Consider the following 5224-nt stretch of genomic DNA (forward strand, 5'->3'; position numbering starts at 1 on the left):
AGCACATCCGGATGGGTACGGGCCGTGCCCAGCATCGTGCCGCCCTTGGTCAGCAGCCGATCGTTGCGCTCATCGTCGGACAACTGCACCCGCCGGTCCTCCAGCAGGCCCCGCCACCCGTCCTGAAACCCGACCACCGCCGACCCGTACCGCGAATCACACGTCCGGACCACCGCCCGGATCACCGCGTTCAACCCAGGACAGTCACCACCACCTGTCAACACACCGATGCGCACTTGCTCTTCCCTTCGCCGCCGGAGACGGGGCCGTCGGGCCTCGTCGTACCTGCCCATCAGACGGGGATCGCAACGTTTCGACAACGAGCGCGCCCATATGGGCGCGGAATCGGGCATCGTGGATCTACGCTGGAGCGGTCGGGGGCGGCCGTCCCCGACGTCGCGAGGAGGTACTGATGGGGTCCATGGGACCGGCCGAGGTGGTCCGGGCCGCAGCGATCGCGCGGCGGTTCTACTTCGACGGGAAGTCGAAGATGGAGATCGGCGCGGAGTACGGGCTGTCCCGGTACAAGGTGGCGAGGATCCTGGACGCGTGCCTGGAGTCGGGCCTGGTCCGGATAGAGATCAACACCGACGCCGCGATCGAGGCCGATCTCTCCGAGCGACTCAGACGGGCGTACGGGCTGCGCCGCGCACTGGTCGCCACCGGCTCGTTCACCGACTTCGACGGCCTGCGACACGGGCTCGGGCGGGTCGCCGCCGACCTGCTCAGCGAGGTCGTGACCGAGGCGGACGTGCTCGGCGTCGGGTGGGGGCGCACCCTCGACGCGATGGCGCAGCACGTCCGGGATCTGCCGCCGTGCACCATCGTCCAGATGTCGGGGGTGGTGGGCGATGTCCAGGCCAGCTCCGTCGACCTGGTACGGCAGTTGACCTCGGTCTCGCGCGGGCCGCAGTACCCGATCTACGCGCCGCTGATCATGTCGGATCAGCGGATGAAGGCGGCGCTGGCGCGGCAGCCGGGGGTCGCCGCAGCGATGGACCTGTGGAAGCGAATCACGGTGGCCGTGGTGGCCGTCGGGAGCCTGGACCTGACGGGCTCCCAGGTGTACGCGATGTTGTCGGATCAGGGTCGGGCGGAACTGGATTCGCTCAGCGTGGCCGCGGAGCTCTGCGCCATCCAGTTCGACGCCGCCGGGCGCCCGGTGCGTACCAACTACAGCGGGCGCACGCTGGCGATCTCGTACCGCGAGCTCGCCGCGGTCGACGAGGTCATCGCCATCGCCGGCGGCCACCAGAAGGTGGAGGCCATTCGCGCGAGTCTGATGAGCGGGGTCGTGACCTCGCTGGTCACCGATCGGGAGACCGCCATCTCGCTGCTGCGCGTCGCGCCCGCCGAATCCGCGGACCGCGCCTGATGCCCATATGGGCGTGATGGTTGTCACGCCCTTCGGCGGTGCATACCTTTCGTCGTGTGACTCGTCGAACCAAGATCGTCTGCACTCTGGGCCCTGCTGTCGGAACCGAGGAGAGGGTGCTTGCTCTCGTGGAGGAGGGTATGGATGTTGCTCGCCTCAATTTCAGTCATGGTGAGCATGCTGATCATGCGGTGAATTACGACCGGGTGCGTGCGGCGTCGAATGCGACGGGGCGTGCGGTGGGGATCCTGGCGGATCTGCAGGGCCCGAAGATCCGTTTGGGTCGGTTCGCGGGTGATGGCCGCACGGTGTGGGAGACGGGTGAGACGGTCCGGATCACGGTCGATGATGTGGTGGGGACGCATGATCGGGTGTCGACGACGTACAAGGAGTTGGCGCAGGACGCCCGTCCGGGTGATCGGTTGTTGGTCGATGACGGCAAGGTCGGCCTGTCGGTGACCTCGGTGGACGGCAACGATGTCGTCTGCGAGGTCACTGAGGGTGGGCCGGTGTCGAACAACAAGGGTGTGTCGTTGCCGGGGATGAACGTGTCGGTGCCGGCGCTCAGTGAGAAGGACATCGAGGATCTGGAGTTCGCGCTGGGGTTGGGGGTGGATTTCATCGCGCTCTCCTTCGTCCGCTCGCCGGCGGATATCGAGCGGGTGCATGCGGTGATGGATCGGGTGGGGCGCCGGATTCCGGTGATCGCGAAGTTGGAGAAGCCGGAGGCGATCGAGAATCTCGAGGCGGTGATTCTGGCGTTCGATGCGGTGATGGTCGCGCGGGGTGATCTGGGGGTGGAGTTGCCGTTGGAGGAGGTGCCGTTGGTGCAGAAGCGGGCGATTCAGATCGCGCGGGAGAACGCGAAGCCGGTGATCGTGGCGACGCAGATGTTGGAGTCGATGATCGAGAACAGCCGTCCGACGCGCGCGGAGGCCTCCGATGTGGCGAATGCGGTGCTCGACGGTGCGGATGCGGTGATGCTTTCGGGTGAGGTGTCGGTGGGTAAGTATCCGATCGAGACGGTGCGGACGATGGCCAAGATCGTGCAGGCCGTTGAGGACGGTGGGCCTTCGGTGCCGCCGCTCAATCACGTGCCGCGGACTAAGCGCGGCATCATTTCCTATGCGGCTCGTGATATCGGTGAGCGGCTCAACGCGAAGGCTTTGGTGGCGTTCACTCAGTCCGGTGACACTGTGCGGCGCTTGGCTCGCTTGCATACGCGGCTGCCGTTGTTGGCGTTCACGCCGTTGCCGGAGGTGCGGAGTCAGCTTGCGCTGTCGTGGGGGACGGAGACTTTCCTGGTCGACGGTGCGGATAGCACCGACGCGATGATCCGGCAGGTGGATCAGTCGCTGGAGGGCATCGGTCGGTACTCGAAGGGTGATCAGGTGGTGATCGTCGCTGGTGCGCCTCCCGGGACCGTCGGCTCGACCAACTTGATCCAGGTGCACCGGATCGGCGAGGACGACCACTGATCGCCTGAAACCGCCCACGCCCTCTTCACTTCCACCCGGCTACAGAAGGACTGACCATGCCCATCGCAACCCCCGAGGCCTACCGCGAGATGCTCGACCGTGCTCGCGAAGGCGGGTTCGCCTATCCGGCGATCAACTGCACCTCCAGCGAGACGATCAACGCGGCGATCAAGGGCTTCGCCGACGCCGGGAGTGACGGGATCATCCAGTTCTCAACCGGTGGTGCAGAATTCGGTTCCGGCCTGGGCGTCAGGGACATGGTCATCGGTGCGGTGGCGCTCGCCGAGTTCGCGCACGTCGTGGCCGCGCGGTACGACGTCACCGTCGCCCTGCATACCGACCACTGCCCGAAGGACAAGCTGGACAGCTACGTTCGACCGCTGCTGGCGATCTCGAAGAAGCGCGTCGACAACGGGCAGAATCCGCTGTTCCAGTCGCACATGTGGGACGGCTCGGCGATCCCGCTCGAGGAGAACCTCGAGATCGCGCAGGAACTGCTCTCCAAGGCCAAAGCCGCGAACATCCTTCTGGAGATCGAGATCGGCGTGGTCGGTGGTGAGGAGGACGGTGTCGAGAACGAGATCAACGACAAGCTGTTCACCAGCAACGAGGATTTCGCGAAGACCGTGGATGCGCTCGGGACCGAGGGGTACCTGCTCGCCGCGACCTTCGGGAACGTCCACGGCGTCTACAAGCCGGGCAATGTGAAGCTGCGGCCGGAAGTACTGCGAGACGGTCAGGCCGTCGCCGCGGAGAAGAAGGGCCTCCCCGCGGGTAGCAAGCCCTTCGACTTCGTCTTCCACGGCGGTTCGGGCTCGCTGAAGAGCGAGATCGAGGAGTCGCTGAGCTACGGGGTGGTGAAGATGAACGTGGACACCGACACCCAGTACGCGTTCACCCGCCCCATCGCGGGCCACATGTTCAGCAATTATGACGGCGTTCTCAAGGTCGACGGCGAGGTCGGCAACAAGAAGACCTACGACCCGCGCGGCTATCTGAAGAAGGCCGAGGCGTCGATGACCGACCGGGTCGTGGAGGCCTGCAACGACCTGCACTCCGCAGGGAAGTCGATCAGCACGAAGTAGCCGGAACCGGCTGCACCACAATCTTATCCCCGCCCGTCGCAGCGGATGTCACCGCGGAACGGGCACTCTCGAAAGGAACAACTCATGACGATTCGTGTAGGCGTGAACGGATTCGGCCGGATCGGCCGCAACTTCTTCCGCGCGGTCGCCGCGCAGCAGGCGCTGGGTACCACCGACATCGAGATCGTGGCGGTCAACGACCTCACCGACAACGCGATGCTCGCCCACCTGCTCAAGTTCGACTCCATCCTCGGCCGGTACGACGCCGACGTCGTGGCCGACGGGGACACCATCCGGGTCGGCGATCAGGTCATCAAGGCTCTGGAGGTGCGCGAGGGACCGTCGGCGCTGCCCTGGGGCGACCTCGGCGTCGACGTCGTCATCGAGTCGACCGGCATCTTCACCGCGCGCGACAAGGCGCAGGGGCACCTGGATTCCGGTGCCAAGAAGGTCATCATCTCCGCGCCCGCGGCCGACGCCGACATCACCGTGGTCATGGGCGTCAACGACGACAAGTACGACGGCAGCCAGGACGTCATCTCCAACGCCTCCTGCACCACCAACTGCCTCGGCCCGCTGGCGAAGGTCGTCAACGACGAGTTCGGCATCGTCAAGGGCCTGATGACCACGGTCCACGCCTACACCCAGGACCAGAACCTGCAGGACGGCCCGCACAAGGATCCGCGCCGCGCCCGCGCCGCCGCGATCAACGTGGTGCCGACGTCCACGGGCGCGGCCAAGGCCATCGGCTTGGTGTTGCCCGAGCTCGCCGGCAAGCTCGACGGCTACGCGCTGCGCGTGCCGATCCCCACCGGCTCCGTCACGGATCTCACTGTGCAGCTGGAGAAGAAGGCGACCGTCGAGGAGATCAACGCAGCCATGAAGGCGGCCGCCGAAGGGAGTCTCAAGGGAATCCTCAAGTACTACGACGCCCCGATCGTCTCCTCCGACATCGTCACCGACCCGCACAGCTCGCTGTTCGACGCCGGCCTGACCAAGGTCATCGACGATCAGGCCAAGGTCGTGTCCTGGTACGACAATGAATGGGGCTACAGCAACCGCCTCGTCGATGTGACCGGGCTCGTCGGAAAGTCCCTGTGATGGCGCGTGCCGTGTCCGAAATCATTCAGGTAGGTGCCCGCGAGATCCTCGATTCCCGTGGCAATCCCACGGTGGAGGTGGAGATCGTTATGGCCGACGGTAGCTTCGCTCGTGCGGCGGTGCCGTCGGGTGCGTCCACGGGTGAGCATGAGGCTGTGGAGCTGCGTGATGGGGGTGATCGTTAC

Annotated in this window: 5 protein-coding genes and 1 pseudogene; 5 read left to right on the plus strand and 1 reads right to left on the minus strand. The window is 65.8% G+C overall.

What is annotated here, in order from left to right; all coding sequences use genetic code 11:
- Positions 1–236: 6-phosphofructokinase (locus ABZX10_RS22685; RefSeq protein ID WP_355536688.1), on the minus strand; the 236-nt coding region annotated here is incomplete at its 3' end.
- A 176-nt stretch (positions 237–412) separates the two neighbouring features.
- On the opposite strand from ABZX10_RS22685, the gene ABZX10_RS22690 reads away from it, so the two are divergent.
- The 5 genes and pseudogenes from ABZX10_RS22690 to eno form a co-directional block, all read left to right on the plus strand.
- Complete coding sequence (locus ABZX10_RS22690; RefSeq protein ID WP_355545554.1) at positions 413–1375, plus strand: sugar-binding domain-containing protein; 963 nt, start codon at positions 413–415, stop codon at positions 1373–1375.
- Positions 1376–1431: 56 nt separating this feature from the next.
- Complete coding sequence (gene pyk / locus ABZX10_RS22695) at positions 1432–2853, plus strand: pyruvate kinase (RefSeq protein WP_355545557.1); 1422 nt, start codon at positions 1432–1434, stop codon at positions 2851–2853.
- A gap of 56 nt (positions 2854–2909) precedes the next feature.
- Positions 2910–3938, plus strand: a complete 1029-nt coding sequence (gene fbaA, locus ABZX10_RS22700) for a class II fructose-bisphosphate aldolase (RefSeq protein WP_355545560.1) — start codon at positions 2910–2912, stop codon at positions 3936–3938.
- 84 nt (positions 3939–4022) lie between these two features.
- Positions 4023–5039: a type I glyceraldehyde-3-phosphate dehydrogenase gene (gap, locus tag ABZX10_RS22705; RefSeq protein ID WP_355545563.1), complete on the plus strand. Its 1017-nt coding sequence runs from the start codon at positions 4023–4025 to the stop codon at positions 5037–5039.
- 11 nt (positions 5040–5050) lie between these two features.
- A pseudogene (eno, locus tag ABZX10_RS22710) lies at positions 5051–5224 on the plus strand (phosphopyruvate hydratase); the annotation flags it as partial.

Origin of the sequence: Tsukamurella sp. NPDC003166 (genome assembly GCF_040611135.1) — a bacterium.
Classification (GTDB): Bacteria; Actinomycetota; Actinomycetes; order Mycobacteriales; family Mycobacteriaceae; genus Tsukamurella.